Consider the following 22,821-nt stretch of genomic DNA (forward strand, 5'->3'; position numbering starts at 1 on the left):
TCCTTTCCCGATTACCGTGTGCCCGCCGCTTCGAGCGGGGCGTTTTGACGGACCTTTCATCCTACCTGTCTTTCCCGGTCTTCCCAGAAGGGAGCGCGCAAATCGCGACGCAGAATCTTGCCGGCAGCGTTGCGCGGGATCATGTCGATGAAACGGAATTCGCGCGGACACTTGTATCCGGCGATCCGGTCGCGGCAGAAGGCGGTAACGTCGTCCGTGGTCAGGGCATGTCCGAAGGCGGGCACGATCATCGCCAGCACGGCTTCGCCCCAGCGCGGATCGGGCACGCCGATCACCGCCGCGTCCGCGATGGCCGGATGATCGAGCAGCGCGTTCTCGACTTCCACCGGATAGACATTTTCGCCACCGGAAACGATCATGTCCTTCACGCGATCACGGATGAAGAGATAGCCTTCCGCGTCCAGATAACCGGCGTCGCCCGTTTTCAGCCATCCCGCGCGGATCGTCTGCGTGGTGGCCTCGGGGTCATCGGCGTAGCCCGACATGACGATGTCTCCGCGCACCACGATCTCGCCCGTCTCCCCGGCAGGGAGCGGTGCGCCGTCCGCGTCGATCACCGCGATTTCGATTCCGTCGGCCGCGCGCCCGCACGACAGCAGCCGCTGCGCGCCCGGCGCATGGTCCTCCGGCGTCAGCAGCGTGACCGGGCCGGTGGTTTCCGTCAGGCCGTAACATTGCGCGAAAGCGCAGCCCATCCGCTCGCCCGCTTCGCGCAGCACGGATTCGGCAATGGGCGAGCCGCCATAGACGATCATGCGCAATGCCGCTGGCGCGGCGTCGCGGAACGATGGCGCGGCAAGGCAGGCCTGGATCATCGCGGGGGCGAGCGTGGTATAGGTGACGCCTTCGCGCGCCATCACACGCACCGCTTCGTCGGGCACGAACTGGCTGGCCAGCACCAGCCGCGCACCCGACTGGACCGATCGCAGCACCGGGCCGATCCCGGTGATGTGGAACATCGGAGCGGGGGCATAGATCACGTCGGACGTGTCGAGATCGAGCGGCGGGCGGCTGAACAGGGCGATCGAGGCCATGACGCTGGCGTTGGTGAGCATCACGCCCTTGGGCAGTCCGGTGGTGCCGCTGGTGTACATCTGGAGGACGACGTCTTCGGCGCTTCCCCGGCGTTGGACCGGCGTGTCGTGCTGGCGGTCACGCCAGGCCGCGAACCCCTCGGCCCCCGCGTCGTCCAGCACGATCAGCGGCACCGGCCTTCCCTCCATCGCCTGTGCCACGATGCCGGCGAACTCCCGGTCCGCGAAGACCCGCGTCGCGCGGGAATGGCTGAGAATATACCGGATTTCCGGCGCGGCGAGGCGCCAGTTGACGGGCAGTGCCACTTGCCCGGCGCGGGCGATGCCCAGCAGCAGTTCGACTTGTTCCGCCGAATTGCGCCCGACGATGGCGATCCGATCGCCCGCGCTGCCGGAAGCGACGAGACCGTTGGCGACGCGGTGAACGCGCCCGTCGAGCGTGGCGAAATCGATCGCCGTCTCGCGTTCTCCAAGCGCCGGCGCGTGTGGATGCCTGGCCGCGATCCGGCGCAGCAGATCATCGAGAAGGTGACTTTCGTTCTCGTAGGAAACGGCATCGGCGGCAAAGGTATTCAAGGCACTACCCGATCGTCATGAATGAAATCGATGTCGGGATTTTCCCCGACGAACATGGAAAGCGTGTCAGCGAACGGGAACGCGCCGCCCCACGGCGGCGGCGTGAACCGGGGTTCGGGATCGAGGAACGCGGCACGCCAGTCGGCATAGCTGTCGAACCACAGTTCCATCACGCGGGGATATTCCGACCGTTCGCTGACCGCGCGGTACAGGCCGAACCGCCGCAGACCCGGCCGCTCCACGATTTCCGGCGCGGCAACCTTGTCGAACCAAGCATCCGCGTCTGCCGTCGGAACATTGGCCGGATAGCGCAGGAACACGATCCAGCGCAGGTAGGGCATGTCCCGGGGCGGGGTGGGTTTCGACAGGTAAAGCGTGTCCGGATTGACCGGGATCGTTGCGGTGGTGCTGCGGAACAGCCGGTTGCCGGCCCAGCCCCCGGGCGGCGGGGTGAACGAGGCGAGATCGCCGCCATAGAGACCGTTGCGGCGGCTTTCTCGAAAATCGTCGATGCTGTCGAAGTGGATTTCGGTCATGCGCCCGAACGCGACATGGAAGCGACGCACGGCTTCTTCCGGCGGCAGATAGGCGCGAAACGAGAGGTAATCGCGCTGCCAGGCCTGGTAGGCCCGCCGCACCTGGGGTGCGTGAAAGGTCATGTACCAGCGGTCGAGCGCCAGTTGATCGGTCCCTGGCAGCAGCTCGATCAGGATGTAGTGCTTGATCGCGCCGGTCGCCAGGGCGGGCTGCGGCACAGCCAGCGCGGCCAGCACCGCGGCGCCACCGGCCATGGCTTGGCGGCGGGAAAGGTGGGCGGCCATCATGGTTCCTTCCTGGTTGAGGGCAGCGCCAGCGCGACCAGCCTGTGCGGCGCCTTGCGGAAGCCCATGCCGCACACGATGAATTGCCGGCCGTCGGCCATGTAGGTCATTGGCGGCCCCAGCGTGTGATCGGGCAGTGGGATCTCCGCCCGGAGCGCCCCTGTCGCCTTGTCGTAGGCGCAGAGCATCTTGCGCGACTGCGCGGGGCTGTGCGGCCCTTCGCCCAGGAACAGCAGCGTCCGCGTCAGCAGCGGACCGGTACGGCTGGTCGTGCCGATCCAGCCAGGACTGTAGGGGCGGAACATCGGCAGGTCGCGCGCGCGCGGTGCATTGGCGCGAGTCCACGCGATCGCACCGCGATGGAGATCGATCGCGGTGATGCGGCCATAAGGCGGCTTGAGCAGCGGCAGGCCGCCCGGTCCGCGCACGACGCTGGCGCGGCCGGCGATCTCGCTGTCGCCGTCGGCCGCGTCGGTGCGCTTGCCGTCCCCGTCCAGCGCCATGGACACCGGCGCGGTCAGCGACGGGACATAGAGCATCCCGGTTTCCGGATCGGCGGCGGCGCCCCACCAGTTCGCCCCGCCCACCCAGCTCGGCAGCACGATGGTCGGTTGCGTACCCAGCGGCGTGAACAGCGGCCCGGCCTTGTACTTCGCCAGAATGGTCCTGGCCTCGTCACGCAGGGCCGGGGTGAAATCGATCAGATCGTCTTCGCCGATGCCCTGCCGGTCGAACGGCGGCGGCTTGGTGGGGAAGGGCTGCGTCGCGGCAGTGCGTTCGCCCGCGATGGTCGATTGCGGCACCGGCCTTTCCTCGATCGGCCAGACCGGCTTGCCGTCGCGGCGATCGAACACGAAGCAGAAGCCCTGCTTGGTGACTTGCGCGATGGCGGGGATGCGCTTCCCTTCGACCATGATGTCGACGAGATTGCCGGCGCAGGGAATGTCGTAGTCCCAGATGTCGTGGTGGACGAGCTGGTAGTGCCAGCGGCGCAAGCCCGTTTCGACGTCGAGGGCCACCAGCGCGTTGCCGAACAGGTTGTCTCCCGGCCGGTCGCCGCCGAAGAAGTTGTTGGTCGGGCAGGTGCCGGGGACATAGACGAGGCCGAGATCGTCGTCCGCGCTCATCGGTGCCCAGGCATTGGCATTGCCGGTACGTTCGGCCGAGCCTTCGCGCCACGTTTCAGCACCCGCTTCACCAGCGCGGGGGATCATCCGGAACGTCCACTTGTGGCGCCCGGAGCGCACGTCGAAACCCTGGATGACGCCCACGGGCATCACCGGACGGCTCGGCACGTCGTTGATGTACTGGCCCACGATCACGGTGTCGCGGCAGATCACCGGCGGCGAGGTTGCGCCGATCAATCGGGCGGGGGCGTCGGGAACCGGCTCTCCCGACGAGCGGAGCAGGTTCACTTCCCCTTCTTCCCCGAACCCCGCAACGGGCGCTCCGCTGGCTGCGTCGAGCGCGATCAGGCGGTTGTCGCCCGTGGCGATCAGAACGCGCGCATCTTTCCCCGCGCGCCAGAAGGCCACGCCACGATGCTGGAAACCCTTGCTGGTGGGATAGCCGTGCCGCCAGGTGCCGGGGTCGTAAACCCACAGCGTTCGTCCCGAAGCGGGATCGATCGCCGCCACCTGGCTCATCGCCGTGGAGGTGAACAGGCGGCCATCGACCATGATCGGCGTTGCCTGGAATTCGCCGGGCTGCAATTCGGGATGCGCCTCCAGGATGGCGGCGTCCGGCGATGTCCATTCCCACGCCACTTCCAGCGTGGCGACGTTCGCGGCGTCGATCTGGTCGAGCGGCGAATACTTCGTCGCCGCGTTGGTCGCCCCATAGACCGGCCATTCGGCGGCGTTGCGCGTTGGACGGCCACGCGCGGCGAGACCGGGGGCGAGGGCGAGCGCCGCAACGGCGCCCGCCCCCTTCATCGTCGTCCGCCTGTCGAAACCGGCCACGGCGCGGCTCACCAGTTGAACGAAAGCGTCGCGCCATAAGTGCGCGGCGTGTTGTAGTAGGAATTTCCGCCCACCGAGACGATCCGGTAGAAATCGTTGGTGAGGTTCTTCACATACCCCATCAGCGTCCAGTGGGGCGTCCTGATGCCGGCCGAAAGATCCACCATCGAGTAGTTCTGGCTGGGTCGGGCCAGCGAGGCATCGTCGAACCCGCCGGCGGCGGTCTGGTAGCTGGCCGTGAACATCGCGTCCATGCCGCCGCCGATCGGATGATCGTACATCGCGTTGAGATTGATGATGTAATCGCGCGTGCGGGGCGTGGTTTTGCCCGCAAGGTCGATGAGCGCGCCCGCGTTGATGATCGAGGCCCCGTCGTGCCAGCGACCGCGCTCGCCCGAGACGTTCAGGCTGGTCACAAGCTGTCCGCCCGCCAGCGGAATGGTGCCGCTCAGTTCGAACTCGCCGCCGAAGATGTCGTCGGTGCCGACGTTCTCTAGCGTGAAGGCGGGGTTGGTGGCGGACAGCGTGGTGGTTTGCTGCACGTTGCGGGTGACGCTGTAGTACAGCGCCAGCTGGCTCCGGAAGACCGCGCTGCCGATCCGGAAGCGGCCTTTCACGCCGATTTCGCCCGATGTGATGTCTTCGGGATTGTAGGGAACGCGGTCGAAGAAGCCCTGCGCGGGGCTCTGGTTGAAACCGCCCGGCCGGTAGCCTGTCGCGACGCGGCCATAGAACGTGAGATCGGGATTGACCGTGTAGGTCAGCGACGCGGTGGGCAGGAACCGGTGCCATGTCCGCCGGAAGGTCGTGAGCGGAATGGTTTCGTTGGTCGTCGGATCGAGATCGATCTGGCGGAACCGGAAGTTCTTCCGGTCGATCTGGAAACGCGCTTCGACCGAGAGTTTCAACTGGCTCGTCAGATCGAAGCCCAGTTGCCCATAGGCCGAATACGAATCCAGCGTTTCCTGGGATTCCTGCCGGCGGAGCTGGCGCTTGAGCGAGATCGCGGTGGCGTTGCTGCCGGTGACCGTGCCGGTGCGCAGCGAATAGACGTTCGACGTGTAGGTCATGAAATCCACGCCGCCGAGCCAGGTGAAGCCCGTCTTTCCGGTCGATCCCCAGCGCGCTTCGGTGCCGTAGCGCTTGAAGTCCTCTCCCTGCGCGTCGTACAACTGCGCCGTGGGCAGCCGGATGCCGAGGTAGTGGTCGAAGTCCGCGCCCGATCGCGCGCCGTCACGCCCCTTGTAGTTCGCCAGCAGCGTCAGTTCGCTCGTCCCGAAATCATGCGTGAATTCGCCGATCATCTGCGTCTGGTTGATCGTCACGCGGTCGACCGCGTCGAGCCCGGTGCGCACGAAGGGATCGGGATCGAGCACCTGGTTCTGCCCCAGCGCCGTGAACCCCGGCGCTTCGGAGCGGGAATGTTCGACCATCAGCGTCGCGGTGCTGTCGGTCTTGATGCCCACGCCGATCGCGCCGCGAATGCCCCAGTCGCGTGATGTGTCGATGGTCTTGCCGCTCACCTGGTCCTTGTAGAATCCGCCGGTCTGGTTGACGTAGTAACCGCCCACGCGAACCGCGGCGGTCCCGCCGATTGGCACGTTCACCGTCAGCGACGTGTCCAGTTCGTTGACCGAATCGTACCCGACCTTGCCGCGCACCTCGGTATCGAGCACGGGCTTGCGGCTGATGACGTTGACGGCCCCGCCCACCGCGTTGCGTCCGTAAAGCGCGCCCTGCGGTCCCCGGTAAACCTCGACCCGTTCGACGTCGTGAAAATCGATGCGGCTATAACTGCGACCGCCGAAACCGCCGCCGGCCACGAAGATGCCGTCGCGATAGATGCCGGTGCTCGATTCCGAGAAGCCCAGCCGTCCGCCGCCCTGGCCGCGCAAGGCGATATCGTTGAGATATTCGGGGCCGGAACCGATCAGGATCGCGCCGGGGGTCTGTCGCGTATAGTCGGCAACGTCCTTGATCGCGAGGCGGCTGAGATCGCTGTCCGACAGGACGCCGACGGAGACCGGCACGGATTCGATCGTTTCGGCCCGCTTGCGGGCAACCACGAAGATTTCGCCGGAACCGTCCTGCGGCGCATCCTCGGCATGAGCCGGTGCGCCAACCAGCGCAATCGCCAGAATGGCCAGCGCGCTTCCCGCCCTCAACGCACGCGCCTGCCGCTCCATACCTTTCATCTCCATCCCCTTCTCTCGAAACGGGTGGCGATTCATCCTGACGCCACCTCTGTAACTCATGAGTAACATCTAGTTCCGGGCGAGTAAATAGGGTTGCGCTTTCCGCCGTCGGGACGGAAGGGGAGATGCCCGGTTGCAATCCGGCCGGCGGCGGGAGAACGTGGCGCGATGACGCAGAGCTATTCGGAAATGCTGGACGCGCACCGTGCCCGCAGGCGGGAGACGCTGCTGCTCGCAGCGGCGACGGTGCTGAACGAGCGGGGCTTGCGCCAGACGACCATGGATCAGGTGGCGCAGGGCGCGGGCGTCTCGAAGGTCGTGCTCTATCGCTACTTCGAATCGAAGGACCGGCTGGTGCACGAAGTGCTGTCCGATGTCGTGGATGCGCTGTTGCGCGCCGACGACGTGGACGTCGACTGGTGGACCAAGCGATTGCACCGGACGCTGGCGGTCGCCCGCTCGCATGCCGCCGCGATGTGCCTGCTGGTGCGGCATGCCTCGCACGATCCGGAATTCGGGATTCATTTCGACCGGCTCACGCAGGCGCTGGTGGGACGTGTGGAGGAGCGCCAGGCCGCGATCCTGGGGCCGGAAAGCAGCGACACGCCGGGCGATGTGCGCATCCTGGCCGAATCCGTCACCGCCTTCCTGCTCGACGCCTATGTGCGCTGGATGGAGAACGGCGATCCGGCGCGGGATGAGCAGTTCCTCGCCTGGATCACATCTTCGGTCCGGGCCACGGTCTATTACTGGCGAGGCCTCGCGCCCTGATTTCCGGCCCGAAGGCGCTCCGCCTTGAACTCTGCGGGATAGGTGTGTAACTCGTGAGTTACATGCTGGTGGAGAGGAGGAGAACGCGAATGGCGGGCTATCGGATCATTGCGGGCGGAATGGTGGTTATGGCGCTGTTTTCCGGCGCCGCCGCTGCGCAACGCCCCGGCTTTGGCGAACGTCTGCGTGAATTGCGCGCGGCGCGACAGCAAGCCTCCGCGGATGTCGATGGCGCCACGCGCCGGACGCTGATGTTCGCGGGGCGGGAACGGAGCTACGCGCTGCTCGATGCGCGCAAGGGCGGCAGCCCTGCGCCGCTCGTGATCGTGCTGCACGGCGGCGGCGGCAATGGCAGTACGATGCTGCCACGTTGGGCCGACAAGGCGCGGTCCGAGGGGCTGGTCGTCGCGGCGCCCGATGGCGTGGGCCGTATGCAAGGCATGGGAACTTGGAATGCCGGCGGCTGCTGCGGCGAGGCCATGACCAGCGGACTGGATGACGTGGCCTTCGTCAACGCCGTGATCGATGACATTACGCGCAAGGGCGGTATCGATACGCGGCGGATCTACGTGGCCGGCTTTTCCAACGGCGGGATGCTGACCCATCGCTTCGCGATTGCGCACGGAGACCGGATCGCCGCCGCTGCCGTTGTTTCCGGGGCGATGTTTGGCGATGAAAAGCCGGCCGCCACCCCGGTTTCGATGCTGATCCTGCATGGCAGGAAGGACAATGTCGTCGGCTATGACGGGGGCATGAGCCCGACCAGTTTCGTCGCGCGTGCCCAATCCGCACCGTTCCTGCCGGTGGAGCGCGCCGTTGCGTTCTGGCGGGATGCGGATGGCTGCCGCGCCGCGCCGGCCGTCACCACGGGCGGGGATGTGACCAGCGCGCGATCCTCAGGATGCTCCGGTGGATCGGAAGTGCTGTTCTACAGCCTGGCAAGCGCCGGTCATGGCTGGCCGGGCGATACCCGCAGCCGAGGGATGCTCGGGAACGATCCTTATACGCAAATCAACGCCACCGAGGTGATCTGGGATTTCTTCAAGGCCCACCGGCGCTAGGGTCAGAACGCGAAGCTGACGCCGGCCGATACCCGGTGATTGTGATAGCCCTTGCCCCGGTCCACGCCGTCGTAGCTGGCCTGGATCGACAGGTTACGCGCCAGATTTGCACTGGCGGCGGCGCCATAGCTCACGCCGTTCCTTGCAAGGCCCGTGCTTTGCACCCTCCATGCCGCCCCGTTTAGCACCGCCTTGCGCGAAGCCGTTGGCGCGTCCGCAAGCTGAGCCAGCCAGGTTCCATAGGCGGATAGCCTGATGGACTGGAAAGTCAGCACGAACTGGCCGCCGATGCGGCTGTCCAGCGTGTTCCAGCCGCTATGGGGCAGGGTCAGGGCGAGGGCGCTGTCCGACGCGGTTTCGCTGACCTGTCCGGAGGACGCATTGCCAAGCTGCACCCCGGCCAGCGCATAGGCCACAAATCCGCCGGCCTTCACCGCCCGCAGCCGTGCATCGACCGCCAGTTGCGCCACGGTGACGCGCGCGTTTCCGCTGGCTCGCACGGTATCGCGGGCGGTGGCGATGGTCCGGCTGGTGTTTATCGTGCCGGAAGTAAACCCGCCAATCGCGGAGAGATCGACGAAAGCCGCTGGCGCGTAGCGGCCGTAGAGGTAACCGACCACCCCCGCGCCGCTGGCCTCCGCCCCGAGTCCGGTGTTGATCTTCGTATAAGTGTAGCCGCCCGCCACGCCGAAGCGCAGGCGCGGCGTATTGACCAGCGTGGCCCCGGCGATGAAGCCGCGCGTCGTTGCCGAATTGCGGTTGCCCCGCGCGCTGTCGCCCGGCGCCTCGTGGCTGTTGATGTAACGCGTCCACAGCAGGACGCCCTGCTCGCCGCGTGCTCCGACGTAGCCCCCCTGATTCAGTTGATCGCGCACCGTGCCCAAGGCGGTATTCGCCGCGCTGGCATAGCCCTGCAGCGCATCGGCATAGATCTGTCCGCTGATCTGCGAGAAGGCCCGTTTATAGCCTGCGGCATCGAGTCCATAGAGAGCGTTGAACAGGCTGCTGTTCGCCGTATCGCCACGCAGGTTGTCTAGGGCAGAGGCCGCGGCCAGCGTATTGCTGTTCCACCCGCTGTTCGTGCCCAGCGTGCCGAAGCTCACCGGTGTTACGACCAATTGCGCGGTGGTATCGGTGTAGAGCGCATCGAAGCGGGTGTTCGCCGCCAGGCCGCTGGCAGGCTGGACGACGGTGTCGAACGTGCCCTTCACCGCTGTCGCCGAGACGATGGTGGTGCGGCTGCCCAGCGCCGGCGTATAGCTGTTCGTGGCGGAACCGGTGATCCCGCGCAGCGTGGGCACGACCGTGCCGCCCAGCGTCACCGTGCCATTGACCGCCAGCCGGTCATAACTGCCCGCGCCGCCAGCGGCGGACCAGGTTGCCCCGTCGATGTCGACGGCCATGGTGGCCCCCGATGCCAGCGTGACGGATCCGTTCACCGTCAAGGTGCCCGGGGAATTGCCCGGTGCCAGCGTGGCGCCGTTGGCGATCGCCAGAATGCCGTTGCCGGCCATGGAGATCGTGCCCGAACCGCTCAGCACGGCGCCATTGGTCACGGTCAGCCCGCCCGTCGCCAAAGTGCCATTGACCGCCAGCCGCCCGGCGGAAACGGTGGTCGCATCCTGGATCGCGCTGGTTCCCGACAGGACGAGCGAGCCGCTTCCCGATTTGGCAAGAGTGCCGGTTCCGGTGATCGACCCAGCATACGTGCCGTCGGCCGTTTGGACGAATTCGAGCGCGCCGTCGTTCAAAATTGGCCCTTGCAGCGAAATGCTGGTGCCTTTCAGCGTGCCACCTGTGATCGTGGTGCCGCCGCTGTAGCTGTTGGCGCCGGTGAGCGTCAGCGTGCCGCCGCTCAGGCTGAATTGTCCCGCTCCGGAGAGGACGCCCGAAAAGGTGCCGGTTCCGGCCGAGACGGTCAGCGCCTTGCTTCCCAGCACGACCGAGCCCGATCCTTCGAGATCGACCACGCTGGTCCCCTGATCCGCGATGCCCGAAATATCGAACGTCCCGTCGACCGTCAGAGAGGAAGAAGCGATCGCCCCGGAACCCGCCAGCGCGAGCGTGCCGCCGCTGACGACGGTGCCGCCGGTGTAGCTGTTCGCGCCGGACAGCGTGGTCGTGCCGCTGTATTGGTGGACGCTGCCGGTGCCGGCCAGCGCGGCGCTGACCGTGCCGCCTTGCAAGGCGAAAGTGCTCGACGAGGAAAGGACGCCGTTCTGGATCGTCCCGCCGACGAGGGTCACGCCGCCGTTCTGGGACTGGCTAGTAGCGCCAAGGTCAAGCGTGCCGTCGGCGTTTACGGTGGTGCTGCCGCCCGCGTCGCCCAGCGTGCCGTCGCCCGCCAGCGCCAGCGTACCGCCATTGACGACGGTACCGCCGGTGTAGCTGTTGGCACCGGACAGCGTGGTGATGCCGCTGGCTTGGTTGACGCTGCCGGTGCCGGCCAAAGCAGCACCAACCGTGCCGCCTTGCAGTGCGAAGGTGCCCGAAGAAGTAAGCGTGCCGTTCTGAATCGTCCCGCCGGCGAGCGTGACGTCGCCGTTCTGGGTCTGGCTGGTGCCGCCGAGGTCGAGCGTGCCGTCGGCGTTCACGGTGGCGCTGCCGCTGGCGTCGCCCAGGGTGCCGTTGCCGGTGAGGGCAAGCGTGCCGCCGTTTACAATGGTGCCGCCGGTGTAGCTGTTCGCGCCGGATAGCGTGGTCGTGCCGCTGGACTGGTTGACGCTGCCGGTACCCGCCAGTGTGGCGTTGACCGCGCCGCCCTGCAGCGCGAAGGTGCCGGAGGAGGAAAGCGTGCCGTTCTGGATCGTCCCGCCCGCGAGGGTGACGCCGCCGTTCTGAGTCTGGCTGGTACCCCCAAGATCGAGCGTGCCGTCGGCGTTGATGGTGGCGCTGCCGCTGGCGTCGCCCAGGGTGCCGTTGCCGGTGAGGGCAAGCGTGCCGCCGTTCACAATGGTGCCGCCGGTATAGCTGTTCGCGCCGGAAAGCGTGGTCGTGCCGCTGGACTGGTTCACGCTGCCGGTACCGGCCAACGCAGCAATGACCGCGCCGCCCTGCAGCGCGAAGGTGGCGGAGGAGGCGAGCGTACCGTTCTGGATCGTGCCGCCGGCGAGGGTGAGGCCGCCGTTCTGGGTCTGGCTGGTACCGCCAAGATCGAGCGTGCCATCGCCGATGACGGTGGTGGTGCCGCTCGTGTCACCCAGCGTGCCGTCGCCCGCCAGCGCCAGCGTGCCGTCGCCCACGACCGTGCCACCGGTGTAGCTGTTCGCGCCCGATAGCGTTTGCGCTCCTGCTCCCAGCACCAGACCCCCGGCTCCGGCGATCGTGCCAGCGAACGTATCGTTGGCGTGGGTGATCGTCAGCGTATTGTCGCCCAGCGTGACGACGCCGCTGCCCGCCAGCGAGGCAACCGACGATTCACCGGTTGCTGCGGAAATGTCGAAAATGCCGTTGTCCACCAGACGTGCGGAATGCGCGATCGACGCTCCGTCGGAAAGGGCGAGTGCCGCGTCGCTGGTGATGGTCGTATCGCCGGTCCAATTGTTGCCGCCATTGGTCAGCGTGAAAGCCCCGCCCGAAAAGGTCACGTGCTGGTTGGCGGCGATCGCATCGCCATTGATGTTGTTGCCTGTGCCGGTGGTGATCGCGCCGGAAAGGGTGACCACGTTCCCGGACGTGTTCTGGAACACGGTCGGGTCGGCACTGGCGGGCGACGCCACGTCGAGAGACACATTGTTCGCGTAGGTGCCGCCTGCGGCAAAGGCGATGGTCGGGTCCACGGCGTGGATCACGCCCGTCCCCGCGGCACCGGTATCTCCCAGTGCCAGGGTGCCGCCATTGACATAGAGATCGCCCGAGAAGCCGCTATTGTTGGCCATCAGCTGCAGCGTGCCGGCGCCCCGCTTCACCAGCGATCCCGAACCGCTCAGCGTGCCGGTTAGCGCGACGGAGTAGCCGTCGGTATCGATAGCCCCGCCCAGCGGTTGCACAGTGAAATTGTTGCCGATCGTTCCGCCCGAGACGATCTTGAGCGTTCCGCCGGCGAAGACGGGGTGGACGGCGTTGTTGGCCAGATCAGTGGAACTGTAATAGCTGACCGCCGTGTCGATGTCGGGAATGGCGGGAGGCGCGGGCGGGTTGGTGATCACGACGGTGCCCGTGGTCGTCCCCAGCTTCGATGCCACGAAGAGTATGGGATCGAGGGCGGTATCGATCGCGTTGAAATCGCCGAAGCCCAGTTGATACGTGCCGTCGCTGGCGATCGTGAAGGTCTGGGCGATAAAGGTCGTGCTGCCATAGCTTTGCAGAATGACGGTGTTCGTGGGGTAGCCGGTAGACCCCGCCGTGATTCCCGCAGCGCCGTTGCGGGCCAGCAGGTCGACCGTGTTGAGGCCGTTGCCCGCGATCGAAAAGAACACACCGTCCGTAAAGGGAAGGTAATCCTGCGCGGCATAAGCCCAATAGAACGTGTAGGAGCCCTGCGTCAGGGAAAGCTGCTTGGTGATATAGGCGTAGTTCGTGGTCGTCAGATTGGCGCCCACGCCGTTGATCACGACATTGCCGGTGCCTGTGACCGCCAGCATCGAGCCCGGATTGAGCCCTAGCGCGGTATCGATGGTATCGATCGTCGCCAGACTGAGTTGAGGCTGGATTACGGCCATGGATTCGCCCGGTGCCGGTGTCAGCGTGAAAGGCGATCCACCCAGATTCAGGGTTACCGTGGCGTTCGTGACAGACGCACCGCCGGCCGTCGTCCACCCGTTCAAGGTGCCGTCGGGGAACAGGTCCAGGCTGCCCGCCGTTTGGGCTATCGCCGCGTGGGGCGGAACGATGGCGCTGGAAATGAGTAGCGCCAATCCAAAGGATTCAGCCTTTCTCGAAAACGTCATTCGCCGCCCTTTCATGATCGACGCGCCAGTTTAAGTGGCGTTTTGAAAGCAACGGCTATCTACGATGGCAAAATATCCATCGGAATTACGGACGTATAAAGGAAAACCCTTATGGTTTACCGTAAAGGATAAGTGTTAGCGGCACTTCAATTGCGGAGCGACTGTGCTGATCCGACCAAATAGGCTTTCCGCCTTTCTTCCCGCTGGGGGCCGGCACTGCATCGCACTCGCGTTGTAATCCGTTCGCGCGCTTGAATGAGGTGCTGCCATCCCGGCGATGAGCGCTGGCGGCGGACGGCACGGGCGGATAGGATGGCGCTTCCGCCACGCGGTGATCCCGTGGCGTCCGAAAATAAGGAAGCTGCGATGCGCCGTTTCATAGTTCAGGCGATGGGGTTGGGCCTGCTCGCGCCGATGGCCGTCGCCCATGCCGCGCCCGCCCGCCATGTGCCGGCGGCGGAGGGCTTTCCGTTTTCCAAGGCGGTGGCGGTCGATGGCGTTCTCTATCTTTCGGGCGAGATCGGGACAGCGCCGGACGGGAAGCTGGTACAAGGTTTCGATGCGCAGGTACGGCAGACGATGGACAACATCGTCGCCACGCTCGCGCGCGAAGGACTGACCACGGACGACGTGTTCAAGTGCACGGTCTATCTTGCCGACATGAGCCAATGGGGCGCGTTCAACCGCATCTACGTGTCCTACTTCAAACCCGATCGCCTGCCCGCGCGCAGCGCGCTGGGCGTGAACGGCCTCGCGATGGGCGCGGTGACCGAGGTCGAATGCTGGGCAACCTTGCGCGGGAAGTAATACGTTCCGGAATGCATGTCGGCTGCACTTTCCGCGCTGCCACAAGCCATGCAGCGCCGCCTTGCGTGCCACCCGGATTATTGGACAGGCCAATTTGGCATTTCCTAGCGGGGTTATGTCTTGGCCGCCGCCAGCGCATGGTGAGGCGCCGGCATTTTTGGTGGCCACGGCCGGCCTTCGCTTGTCTGACGCGTCATCTTGGGAATGACATGGTACCAGTAGCGATCCATAAATATATTGCTATATCAATATAATAGATGGATATGCGGCCAATTCCCCATAAGGAGGAATGACCAAATTTGTCAAATTTCACGAAGAACGGCTTGTATCTGGTAAGGCCATTTGATAGGAGACCGATGCTTCACGGGCGATGAGAACCCGTGCTTCTACTTCCAGGGAGAATGGAGATGACCTGTTTCCGCAATTCCGTTTGCCTCGGCGCGCTGGCGGCCGCGATGGCAGCGTTGGCGCAGCCGGCCATTGCGCAGGACGCAGCGCAGGATCAGGCATCTGCAAAGACGGATTCCGCCGCACCCGGCGAGATCATCGTCACTGCGCAGAAGCGTGCGGAAAACGTCCAGAGCGTTCCTCTGGCCGTTTCGGTGGTCGGGCCGACCCAGCTCAAGGCCGCCGGTGTCACGCAGTTCCAGGATCTGGGCAAGATTGCGCCGTCGCTGACCATTCGCCCGGCCGAGCATCCCGCCAACGCCAACGTCTCGCTGCGCGGCGTGGGCACGTTCGCCTTCGGCATCGGCGTGGAGCCGAGCGTGGCCGTGCTTGTCGACGAAGTGCCGCTGGCCTTCCAGGCGCGTGCCTTTACCGACCTGCCTGACGTGGAGCGCATCGAAGTGCTGCGCGGGCCGCAGAGCACGCTTTACGGCAAGTCCGCGTCGGCCGGCCTGATCAACATCATCACGCGCGAGCCGACCGACACCTTCCACGCGCGCGCCAATATCCTTGCCACCACCGATTCCGAAGTGGGTGGCAACATGAGCATTTCCGGGCCGCTCGCGCAGGATCTCGGCTATGTGCTTTCGGCCAGCTATTCGAAGTGGGACGGCAACGTCCACAACCTGTTCAACGGCAAGACCGTGAACGGCCGCGAGACGGTGAACCTGCGCGGCAAGATCCGCTACGAACCCAGCTCGGACGTGAAGATCACGCTGTCGGGCAACTACGTGAACGGCAGCACCACGGTCGGCCGTCCGTTCATCCGCATGGCGCCCGGTGCGCTGCTGCGCAACACCGCCGGCCAGACCGTGGGCGTGACGATGCCCGGCGTGAACGTGAACCCCGACAACCAGGACATCAGCAACAACTACGATTCCCGCACCAAGTATTACGGTGGCGGTGGATCGCTGCGCGGTGAATTCGGGCTGGGCGACCTGACGCTGATCTCGATCACGTCCTACGACAAGTTCCGCCTGAACGATTACCTTGATCACGACGATACCTCCTCGACGCTGCCGATCGGCAGCAACATCCAGGTCGGCGCGTTCAAATCGCGGCTGTTCACGCAGGAAGTCCGCCTGCTGTCGCCCGGTGACAAGCCGTTCCGCTACACGGTCGGTGCCTACTATGCCGATGTACGGTTCGAGCGGCCGTTTTATCGCGGCCCCGCGTTCTCGCTCGCCAACTGGTATGCCACGTCCAAGTCGCGGCAGGTTGCCGGCTTCGTGCAGGCCGACTGGGAATTCATGCCCAAGGCCACGCTGACGGCGGGCGGCCGCGTGCAGAACGAAAAGATCGCCTACACCTTCCAGGACAACCTGGCGGCGGCCGGCAGCCAGTTCTTCAGCGGTGGCGCCTCGAAGACGGCCGGCACCTACCGGTTCAGCGCGCGCTATGAATTCACGCCCGACCTGATGGTGTTTGCGACCTACTCCACCGGCTACAAGGGTCAGACCTACGACCTCACCACCGGCTTCAACGCGGCGCGCGCGGCGGCCGGCCCGCTGCTGCCCGAACGCTCGCGCGATATCGAGGTCGGCGCGCGCATGCAGTTCCTCGACCGGCACGTGACGGTGAACCTCACCTACTTCGACACGACCTACAAGAACCTGCAGGCACAATCGATCGAGACGATCGGCGGCACGCAGAACTTCCGCCTCACCAACGTCGGCAAGCTGGGCACCAAGGGCGTCGAACTCGATACGTCGGCGCGCACGGGCGATCTCTCGCTCAACTGGTCGCTGGCCTATCTCGACGCGAAGTACCTCTCGTACCCGACGGCGCAGTGCTATCCGCTGCAGACGGCTGCGACCGGCTGCATCAGCGGTTCGCCCAACTACCAGAACCTGACCGGCGCGCGCGCCGTGCAGGCGCCGAAGTGGAAGTTCGCGCTGGGCACCGAGTACAGCCCGGCGCTGACCGATACCCTGCGTGGCGTGGCCCAGCTCAACTGGCAGTACCAGAGCAGCCTCTACTTCGTGGCGGAAGACCCGCAGACGTTCCAGCCGGCCTATTCGATCGTCAATATCGCGCTTGGCCTGCGCGCCGAGGACCGCCGCTGGGAACTGACCGGGTTCATCAACAACCTGTTCGACAAGCAGTACTACGGGTCGCTGGTCAATACCGCCAGCAACTTCGGTACGGTGCTGGCGACGCAGGCGGTGCTGCCGCGTGACTATCGCCGCTATGGCGGCGTGCGCTTCGGCGTCAACTTCTGACGATCCGGGTCCTCCGGTCGCACGGTGGGGGCGTCCCTCAGCCCCCACCACCCTTCCGGAGCGCCAATGGACGTATCGGGCGACTAGCGCGGGAGAAGGACATGCGGCAGGTTCGGGTAAAAGCGGGATTGATCGCGGCGGCGCTGGGATGCGCGATGCCGGCCATGGCGCAGGAAGCGCCCGCCGTCCTGCCGCTCAGCACCGTGCAGAACGGGCCGCTGCTCGTTTCGGCCGACATGCGCCAGGGCACCGATCTTTCCGGCCCCTGGCACTATTCGATCGATCCCTATCGCGCGGGGATCGCCGGCTTCCATGGCGAGATGCCTGAGCGCGGCCAGCAGCGTTATGCAGACGTCGATGTCCGCAAGGCCATGGCCGAGGACAACCGCACGCTCTACGAATTCGATATGGCGCATTCGTCCACCGCCACGTTGCCCGGTTCTTGGCAGGCGCAGACGCCGGAGATGCGCCACTATCAGGGCCTCGTCTGGTACCAGCGCGCGTTCGATGTGCCCGCGCAGCGCAAGGGGCGCACGTTCCTGCGCTTCGGTGCGACGAACTACACCACCACGGTCTATGTCAACGGCCAGCCGGTGGGCCGGCATGAAGGCGGTTTCACCCCCTTTGCCTTCGATGTGACGAAGCTGCTGCGCGATGGTGCGAACCAGGTGACGATCGGCGTGGATTCGCAAGCGACCGCCGCCACCGTCCCCCCGCCGGTGACCGACTGGGAAAACTATGGCGGCGTCACGCGCCCGATCCGCCTGATCACCACGCCGGATACCTATGTCGACGATGCATGGGTGCGGTTGACGCGCGATGGCCGGATCACCGTCAGCGCGCATCTGGATGGCCCGCAGGCCGCCAACAGCGCGATCCGCCTGCGCATCGGCGAACTGAAGCTGGAGCTTGCCGGCAAGACCGACGCGCACGGCGACTGGCGCGCGACGATGGCCGCGCCGCGCGCGCTGGTGCGCTGGTCGCCCGAAACGCCCCGGCTCTATGACGTGACGATCGCGGCGGGCGAGGACACCTGGCGCGACCGCGTTGGCTTCCGCACGATCGAGACGCGCGGGGCGGACATCCTGCTCAACGGCAAGCCGGTGTTCCTGCGCGGCATCTCGGTGCACGAGGAGGAAATCGGCAGCAATCCGGCGCGGATCATCACGCCCGATGCGGCGCGGGCCTTGCTGGGCGAGGTCAAGAACGGGTTGCACGGCAATTACGTGCGGTTGGCGCACTACCCGCACAGCGAAGTGATGACGCGCGTGGCCGACGAAATGGGCCTGCTCGTGTGGAGCGAGGTGCCGGTTTACTGGATGGTGGCGTGGTCGAACCCGCAGACGCTGGCCACGGCGCGCAACATGCTGGCCGAAAACATCCTGCGCGATCGCAACCGGGCCTCGGTGGCGATCTGGAGCGTCGCCAACGAAACGCCGGTTACGGACGCGCGCAACGTGTTCCTGCGCACGCTGGTCAGCGATGTGCGCCGGCTGGACGATACGCGGCTGGTCAGCGCGGCGCTGCTGGTCGATCGCGCGAAGGATGCGGCCGTGCCGACGATGACGCTGGCCGATCCACTCGCCGACGTCCTCGATGTCATGGCGATCAACACCTACAACGGCTGGTACACCAACGACCGGCTGGCCGACCTTCCGGGCAGTGTCTGGCACGTGCCGGCGAACAAGCCGCTGGTCTTTTCCGAGTTCGGCGCGGATGCCAAGGCCGGCTTCCACGATGGTGGCGCCGGGCAGAAGTTCTCCGAGGAGTTCCAGGCGGAATACTACCGCAAGACCCTGGCCATGGCGGACAGCCTGCCCACGCTGCGCGGCATGTCCCCGTGGATTCTCAAGGATTTCCGTTCTCCCCGCCGCCAGAATCCGGATTTCCAGCAAGGCTGGAACCGCAAGGGTCTGATTTCGGAAACGGGCCAGCACAAGATGGCGTTCGACGTCCTGGCGCACTATTATCAGGCCAAAGATCAGGCAGGACGCTGAATGGCCCGGATCGTATGCGTGGGCGAAGCCATGCTCGAACTCTCGCGGCAGGGCGAGGGCTGGGCGCTGGGCTATGGCGGAGACACGCTGAACACGGCGATCCATCTGGCGCGCGCCGGGCATGACGTGGGCTATTTCACCGCGCTGGGCAGCGATCCCTTCGCCGAAGACCTGCGGCGGCGCTGGGCGGCGGAACGGCTGGATTGTTCGCTGGTGCTGGCACACCCGACCCGCCAGACCGGTCTTTACGCGATCAACACCGACGCGCGGGGCGAACGCAGTTTCGCCTACTGGCGCGATACCAGCGCCGCGCGCGAGATGTTTGCGCTGCCCGGCGCGGCGGCGGCGCTGGAACGGATCGAACGGGCAGACCTCGTTCATTTCTCGCTGATCACGCTGGCGATCCTGCCGGCCGAAGCGCGCGACACCTTGCTGGCGCTGGCCCGCCGGGTGCGCGGGCGCGGTGGCAAAGTCTCGTTCGACGGAAACTACCGGCACCGGTTGTGGAAAGATGCGGGGGAAGCGCGTGCCGCGCGCGACAGCGCGATCGCGGTGGCGGATATCGGTTTGCCGACGCTGGACGACGAGATCGCCATGGAGGGCGCAAGCTCCGCACCGGCGGTATCGGCGCACTGGCAGGCCGCCGGGTGCCGCGAAACCGTGGTCAAGCTGGGCGAAGCGGGATGCCTGCTGCCCGATGCGGCGGTCATCGCGCCTGAAGCCGTGCTCGATCCGGTCGATACCAGTGGCGCGGGCGATGCGTTCAACGGAGGCTATCTGGCGGAGCGGATGCGCGGCGCCGATCCGCGTGCCGCCGCGCGTGCCGGTCACGCGCTTGCCGGTTGGACGATCATGCGCCCCGGAGCGATCCCGGCGGATACGTTTGCATCCCCGGTGCCCAATTGACGCGGCACTCCCGCACCATTACGCCTCCGGGCGCTCCGCGCAGCTTCCGGGAACAGGATCGCCTGAAATGAGGAAAACAAGCGCATCGCCGGTCTATGACATCGTTGTCGTAGGTGGCGGCATCAACGGCGCCGGCATCGCGCGCGATGCGGCGGGGCGCGGGCTGAACGTCCTGCTGGTGGAGCGCGAGGATCTGGCCTCGCACACCTCGTCGGCTAGCACGAAGCTGATTCACGGCGGGCTGCGTTATCTCGAATACTACGAGTTCCGCCTGGTGCGCGAAGCGTTGCAGGAGCGCGAACGCCTGCTGCGCATCGCTCCGCACATCATCTGGCCGCTGCGCTTCGTGCTGCCACGGCCGAAGGGCGGCCGGCCCGGTTGGATGATCCGCATCGGGCTGTGGCTCTACGACCACATCGGCGGCAAGCAGAGCCTGCCCAAGTCGAAAGGGGTCTCGCTGCGCGATCCGCGCTGGAGCGATGGGCTCAAACCCGGCCTGACCAGCGGCTTCGCCTATTCGGACGCATGGGTCGATGATGCACGGATGGTCGTGCTCAACGCCATGGACGCCGCCGCGCGCGGCGCGACGATCCGGACGGGCGTGGCCATGACTGGGGCGCGGGTCGCGGACGGGCTGTGGCAGGTGGATCTCCGCGAGGAAGCCGGCGGCGCCGCGTCCACCGTGCAGGCGCGCGCGCTCGTCAACGCTGCCGGCCCGTGGGCGGGCAGCCTGCTGCACGGCATCGGTGGCGTGGCGCACGAGGGCGGTATCCGCCTGGTCAAGGGCAGCCACATCATCGTGCCACCGCTCTACAAGGGCGATCACGCGTTCATCCTGCAGAACCCGGACGGGCGCATCGTCTTCACCATTCCGTACCAGAAACGTTTCACGCTGGTCGGCACCACGGACGTGCTGGTGGACGAGGCCGAGCGCGCGAGACCGAAGATCAGCGCCGAGGAGACCGAATACCTCTGCCGCACGGTCAGCGAATACTTCGAGCGGCAGGTCGCGCCGGCCGACGTCATCTCGACCTATTCGGGCGTCCGCCCGCTGTACGACGATGGCGGCGACGATGCCAAGGCGATCACGCGCGACTATGTGCTCAAGCTGGGGCGCGAGGAAGGCCCGCAACTGCTGAGCGTGTTCGGCGGCAAGCTGACAACCTATCGCCGGCTGGCGGAACACGCGCTGGAAAAGCTGTCCCCGTTCCTGCCGGCGATGGGGCCTGCATGGACGGGCACCGGGCCTTTGCCGGGCGGCGACTTGCCCGGAGGCGACTTCGCTGCCTTTCTCCAGACCGTGCGCGCGCGCTGGCCGTTCCTGCCGGCGGACACGGCCGAGCGCGTGGCCCATGCCTATGGCACGCGCGTCGAGGAATGGCTGGGTAGCGCGGAAGGCTGGAACGCTCTGGGCGAGGATTTCGGCGCCGGCCTGACCGCTGCCGAAGTGGACTACGTGTGCGCGCACGAATGGGCGCGGACGGCGGAGGACATCCTGTGGCGGCGAACCAAGTTGGGCCTTGTCTGCCCTTCTGATACGGCGGAACGGCTCGCGCTCTATCTGGCAAGGCGCGCCGGGCAGGAAACGACCGACGCGCTGGCGGTGGCCAGCGAGGGAGAAGGGTAATGGCCGGGCTTATCCTCGCGCTCGATCAGGGCACCACGTCCACGCGGACGCTGGTGTTCGACGCGGATCGCCGCGTCATCGCCAGCGCGCAGCAGGAATTCCCCCAGCACTATCCGCATCCCGGCTGGGTCGAACACGATGCCGAGGACATCTGGCGCGATACGCTGGCCTGCGCGAAGCTGGCTCTGGAGCGCGGCGGGCTTTCGGCGGCGGACATCGCGGCGATCGGCGTTACCAACCAGCGCGAAACCACCGTGCTGTGGGATCGCAAGACGGGCAAGCCGCTGCACAACGCGATCGTCTGGCAGGACCGGCGCACCGCCGAAGTCTGCGCCGTGCTGCGCGATGCCGGCCATGAAGCGCTGGTGCAGGAACGCACCGGCCTGCTGCTCGACCCCTATTTCTCGGCGACGAAGCTCGCCTGGCTGCTCGATACCGTGCCCGGCGCGCGCGCGGCGGCCGAAGCGGGCGAACTGGCGTTCGGCACGATCGATACCTTCCTGCTGTGGCGCCTGACCGAAGGGCGTTCGCACAGGACCGACGTCACAAACGCCAGCCGCACGCTGCTCTACGACATTCACCGCCAGCGCTGGTGCCCCGACTTGCTGGCCCTGTTCCGCATTCCGGCGGCGGTCCTGCCCGAGGTGTGCGACAGCGTTTCGGACTTCGGCCACACCGACCTGCTCGGCGCGCGTGTGGTGATTGGCGGCATGGCGGGGGATCAGCAGGCAGCGCTGGTCGGCCAGTCCTGCTTCGCGCCGGGTCAGGCCAAGATCACCTATGGCACGGGCGGCTTCATGTTGCTCAACACCGGGGAACGGGCAGCACGCTCGCAGGCGCGCCTGCTCACGACCATTGCCTACCGCGTGGACGGGCAGGCGCGTTATGCGATGGAAGGCTCGATCTTCGTGGCCGGTGCGGCGATCAAGTGGCTGCGCGACAAGCTGGGCATCATCGTGGAAGCGCGGCAGACGCAGGAGATGGCCGCGCGGCTGCCCGATAACGGCGGCGTCTTCATGGTCCCGGCCTTCGTCGGCCTGGGCGCGCCGCACTGGCATACCGAGGCGCGCGGGATGCTGACCGGCATGACCTTCGACACCGGCGCGGCCCACATCGCGCGCGCCGCGCTGGAATCGGTGGCGTTCCAGACGGCCGATCTGGTAGCGGCGATGGAAGCGGACGGCGCGGGCAAGCTCGCCGTCCTGCGCGTCGATGGCGGCATGGCGGCGAACGACTGGTTCTGCCAGTTCCTGGCCGACATTCTCGACATCGTGGTGGAGCGGCCGGCCAACCTCGAAACCACCGCGCTGGGGGCGGCGCTGCTCGCGGGGCACCAGTCCGGCGCCTGGCCCGATGCGCTGTCGGCCGATCCGGGCGCGGAAGGCCTCGTCCGCTTCGCTCCGCGGATGGCGTCGGAAGAACGGGCCGGGCTGATCGGCGGCTGGCAAACGGCCGTGCGCCGGGCCATCAGCGCCTGAGGTAGAGA

Annotated in this window: 14 protein-coding genes; 9 read left to right on the forward strand and 5 right to left on the reverse strand. The window is 66.4% G+C overall.

What is annotated here, in order from left to right; all coding sequences use genetic code 11:
- Window positions 1–56: 56 nt before the first annotated feature.
- From FA702_RS18465 to FA702_RS18480, 4 genes are read right to left on the reverse strand one after another with little or no spacing between them, the layout of a single operon-like run.
- A complete protein-coding gene (locus FA702_RS18465; RefSeq protein ID WP_136957603.1) occupies window positions 57–1,631 on the reverse strand; it encodes a long-chain-fatty-acid--CoA ligase in 1,575 nt (524 codons plus the stop codon).
- Complete coding sequence (locus FA702_RS18470; protein WP_136957604.1) at window positions 1,628–2,455, reverse strand: hypothetical protein; 828 nt, start codon at window positions 2,453–2,455, stop codon at window positions 1,628–1,630. Before FA702_RS18470 ends, FA702_RS18465 begins: the two co-directional genes overlap by 4 nt.
- Complete coding sequence (locus FA702_RS22890; protein WP_168196134.1) at window positions 2,452–4,386, reverse strand: pyrroloquinoline quinone-dependent dehydrogenase; 1,935 nt, start codon at window positions 4,384–4,386, stop codon at window positions 2,452–2,454. The genes FA702_RS18470 and FA702_RS22890 overlap by 4 nt, the downstream gene beginning before the upstream one ends.
- 35 nt (window positions 4,387–4,421) lie before the next feature.
- Entirely contained in the window at window positions 4,422–6,614 is a 2,193-nt protein-coding gene (locus tag FA702_RS18480; protein ID WP_168196135.1) for a TonB-dependent receptor, read from the reverse strand.
- Window positions 6,615–6,776: 162 nt separating this feature from the next.
- On the opposite strand from FA702_RS18480, the gene FA702_RS18485 reads away from it, so the two are divergent.
- Together FA702_RS18485 and FA702_RS18490 are read left to right on the forward strand one after the other, a co-directional pair.
- A complete protein-coding gene (locus tag FA702_RS18485; RefSeq protein WP_124810424.1) occupies window positions 6,777–7,379 on the forward strand; it encodes a TetR/AcrR family transcriptional regulator in 603 nt (200 codons plus the stop codon).
- 89 nt (window positions 7,380–7,468) lie between these two features.
- On the forward strand, window positions 7,469–8,440 hold the full coding sequence (locus tag FA702_RS18490) for a PHB depolymerase family esterase (RefSeq protein ID WP_168196136.1): 972 nt from the start codon (window positions 7,469–7,471) through the stop codon (window positions 8,438–8,440).
- A 2-nt stretch (window positions 8,441–8,442) separates the two neighbouring features.
- Here FA702_RS18490 and FA702_RS18495 read toward each other — a convergent pair whose 3' ends face one another.
- The gene (locus tag FA702_RS18495; protein ID WP_168196137.1) at window positions 8,443–13,101 is read right to left on the reverse strand and encodes an S-layer family protein; all 4,659 of its coding nucleotides are present in this window, start codon (window positions 13,099–13,101) and stop codon (window positions 8,443–8,445) included.
- Here FA702_RS18495 and FA702_RS22895 point away from each other — a divergent pair.
- The 7 genes from FA702_RS22895 (at window position 13,100) to glpK (ending at window position 22,813) form a co-directional block, all read left to right on the forward strand.
- Complete coding sequence (locus tag FA702_RS22895; protein WP_168196138.1) at window positions 13,100–13,363, forward strand: hypothetical protein; 264 nt, start codon at window positions 13,100–13,102, stop codon at window positions 13,361–13,363. The two genes, FA702_RS18495 and FA702_RS22895, sit on opposite strands and share 2 nt — an antisense overlap.
- Window positions 13,364–13,695: 332 nt before the next feature.
- A complete protein-coding gene (locus FA702_RS18500; protein WP_136957608.1) occupies window positions 13,696–14,136 on the forward strand; it encodes a RidA family protein in 441 nt (146 codons plus the stop codon).
- A 407-nt stretch (window positions 14,137–14,543) separates the two neighbouring features.
- Entirely contained in the window at window positions 14,544–16,805 is a 2,262-nt protein-coding gene (locus tag FA702_RS18505) for a TonB-dependent receptor (protein ID WP_255504878.1), read from the forward strand.
- Window positions 16,806–16,906: 101 nt separating this feature from the next.
- The gene (locus tag FA702_RS18510) at window positions 16,907–18,802 is read left to right on the forward strand and encodes a glycoside hydrolase family 2 protein (RefSeq protein ID WP_136957609.1); all 1,896 of its coding nucleotides are present in this window, start codon (window positions 16,907–16,909) and stop codon (window positions 18,800–18,802) included.
- A complete protein-coding gene (locus tag FA702_RS18515) occupies window positions 18,803–19,708 on the forward strand; it encodes a sugar kinase (protein ID WP_136957610.1) in 906 nt (301 codons plus the stop codon). It begins immediately after the preceding gene.
- A gap of 67 nt (window positions 19,709–19,775) precedes the next feature.
- Window positions 19,776–21,335: a glycerol-3-phosphate dehydrogenase gene (gene glpD, locus FA702_RS18520; protein WP_136957611.1), complete on the forward strand. Its 1,560-nt coding sequence runs from the start codon at window positions 19,776–19,778 to the stop codon at window positions 21,333–21,335.
- Window positions 21,335–22,813 (forward strand): glycerol kinase GlpK, encoded by a 1,479-nt coding sequence (gene glpK / locus FA702_RS18525; protein ID WP_136957612.1) that lies wholly within the window; start codon window positions 21,335–21,337, stop codon window positions 22,811–22,813. The genes glpD and glpK overlap by 1 nt, the downstream gene beginning before the upstream one ends.
- Window positions 22,814–22,821: the final 8 nt, after the last annotated feature.

It is taken from the genome of Novosphingobium sp. EMRT-2 (assembly GCF_005145025.1).
Classification (GTDB): domain Bacteria; phylum Pseudomonadota; class Alphaproteobacteria; order Sphingomonadales; family Sphingomonadaceae; genus Novosphingobium.

Coding starts and splice junctions, on each gene's coding strand:
- FA702_RS18510 (WP_136957609.1), top strand. CDS start 16,907: ATGCGGCAGGTTCGGGTAAAAGCGGGATTGATCGCGGCGGCGCTGGGA.
- glpD (WP_136957611.1), top strand. CDS start 19,776: ATGAGGAAAACAAGCGCATCGCCGGTCTATGACATCGTTGTCGTAGGT.
- FA702_RS18495 (WP_168196137.1), bottom strand. CDS start 13,101: ATGGCCGTAATCCAGCCTCAACTCAGTCTGGCGACGATCGATACCATC.
- FA702_RS18505 (WP_255504878.1), top strand. CDS start 14,544: ATGACCTGTTTCCGCAATTCCGTTTGCCTCGGCGCGCTGGCGGCCGCG.
- FA702_RS18490 (WP_168196136.1), top strand. CDS start 7,469: ATGGCGGGCTATCGGATCATTGCGGGCGGAATGGTGGTTATGGCGCTG.
- FA702_RS18500 (WP_136957608.1), top strand. CDS start 13,696: ATGCGCCGTTTCATAGTTCAGGCGATGGGGTTGGGCCTGCTCGCGCCG.
- FA702_RS18485 (WP_124810424.1), top strand. CDS start 6,777: ATGACGCAGAGCTATTCGGAAATGCTGGACGCGCACCGTGCCCGCAGG.
- FA702_RS18515 (WP_136957610.1), top strand. CDS start 18,803: ATGGCCCGGATCGTATGCGTGGGCGAAGCCATGCTCGAACTCTCGCGG.
- glpK (WP_136957612.1), top strand. CDS start 21,335: ATGGCCGGGCTTATCCTCGCGCTCGATCAGGGCACCACGTCCACGCGG.
- FA702_RS18470 (WP_136957604.1), bottom strand. CDS start 2,455: ATGATGGCCGCCCACCTTTCCCGCCGCCAAGCCATGGCCGGTGGCGCC.
- FA702_RS18480 (WP_168196135.1), bottom strand. CDS start 6,614: ATGGAGATGAAAGGTATGGAGCGGCAGGCGCGTGCGTTGAGGGCGGGA.
- FA702_RS22890 (WP_168196134.1), bottom strand. CDS start 4,386: ATGAAGGGGGCGGGCGCCGTTGCGGCGCTCGCCCTCGCCCCCGGTCTC.
- FA702_RS22895 (WP_168196138.1), top strand. CDS start 13,100: ATGGATTCGCCCGGTGCCGGTGTCAGCGTGAAAGGCGATCCACCCAGA.